Here is a 1,555-nt window from a genome sequence, read left to right on the forward strand (position 1 = left end):
GGCGTGCCGCCGCGGCCGCTGCTCCCCAGCGCCGATCCGCGCCGCGCGCTGGCGCTGCTCGCCGCCGCGATGGAGGGTGCGCAGCCCGCGACGGTCGTCGCCGTCACCGGCACCAACGGCAAGACCAGCACCGTGGACTTCCTGCGCCAGATCTGGGCGCTGGACGGGCAGCGCGCCGCCTCGCTCGGCACGCTGGGGCTGGTGGCGGAGGGCGTGCCGCCCGGCCCCTCGCTCACCACGCCGGACCCGGTCGCCCTGCACGCGATGCTGGCCATGCTGGCGCGGCGCGGCGTGACGCATGCCGCGATGGAGGCCTCCTCGCACGGGCTGGACCAGCGGCGGCTGGACGGCGTGCGGCTGGCGGCGGCGGGGTTCAGCAACCTGACGCGCGACCACCTGGACTACCACGGCGACATGGCGGCCTACCGCGCCGCCAAGCTGCGGCTGTTCGACACGCTGCTGCCCACCGGCGCGGCGGCGGTGGCGAATGCCGAGATGGAGTCCGAAAGCCTGGCGGCGCTGCGCGGCATCGCCGCCGCGCGTGGCCTTCGCCTGCTGGCCGTCGGCGAGGCCGGCGACGAGCTGCGCCTGCTGCGCCAGGCGCCGCGGCCCGACGGGCAGGAGCTGGAGCTGGATGCCTTCGGCCGGCGCGCCGTGCTGCACCTGCCCCTGCCCGGCCGCTTCCAGGCCGACAACGCGCTGCTGGCCGCGGGGCTGGCGGTCGCGACGGGCATGGAGCCCGGGCGCGTGCTGGCGCTGCTGCCGCGCCTGACCGGCGTGCGCGGACGGATGGAGCTGGCGGCGCGGCTGCCGAACGGTGCGGCCGCCTATGTGGACTACGCCCACACCCCGGACGCGCTGGAACGGCTGCTGGCCGCGTTGCGGCCACATGTCGCGCCCGGCGCGAAGCTGCATGTGCTGTTCGGCGCCGGCGGCGACCGCGACCCCGGCAAGCGCCCCCTGATGGGCGAGGCGGCGGCGCGCGGCGCCGATCTCTGCTGGGTGACCGACGACAATCCGCGCAGCGAGGACCCGGCCACGATCCGCGCCGCGGTGCTGGCCGGCTGCCCCGGCGGCATCGATGCCGGCGACCGGGCCGGCGCCATCGCGCGCGCGCTGGCCGAACTCGGCCCAGGCGACGTGCTGGCCGTGGCAGGCAAGGGGCATGAGAGCGGCCAGACCATCGGCGGCGTGACGCATCCCTTCGACGATGTGGCGGTGGTACGCGGCCTGCTGAACGGGGCGGCCGCATGAGCGCGCTCTGGACGTCGGCCGAGTTGCGCGCGGCGACCGGCGGCACGCTGCCGGACGGCATCGTTGCGACGGGCGTCTCGATCGACACCCGCAGCATCGTGCCCGGCGACCTGTTCGTCGCGCTGCGCGACGCCCGCGACGGGCACGACTTTGTCGCGGAGGCGCTGGCGAAGGGCGCCGCAGCCGCGCTGGTGGACCGGGACCCGCCGGGCGTCGCCGCCGATGCGCCGCTGCTGCGGGTGGCCGATACGCTGGAGGGCTTGCGCGCGCTGGGCGCCGCCGCGCGGGCGCGCAGCGCCGC

General features: G+C 77.4%; 2 protein-coding genes. Both read left to right on the top strand.

What is annotated here, in order from left to right; genetic code table 11:
- Positions 1–1,254: UDP-N-acetylmuramoyl-L-alanyl-D-glutamate--2,6-diaminopimelate ligase (locus OZN99_RS31230; protein WP_270939089.1), on the top strand; the 1,254-nt coding region annotated here is incomplete at its 5' end.
- The coding region (locus OZN99_RS31235) for a Mur ligase domain-containing protein (RefSeq protein WP_270939090.1) at positions 1,251–1,555 on the top strand (305 nt) is incomplete at its 3' end. The genes OZN99_RS31230 and OZN99_RS31235, both read left to right, overlap by 4 nt.

Source organism: Falsiroseomonas oryzae (assembly GCF_027856955.1).
Lineage (GTDB): Bacteria > Pseudomonadota > Alphaproteobacteria > Acetobacterales > Acetobacteraceae > Falsiroseomonas > Falsiroseomonas oryzae.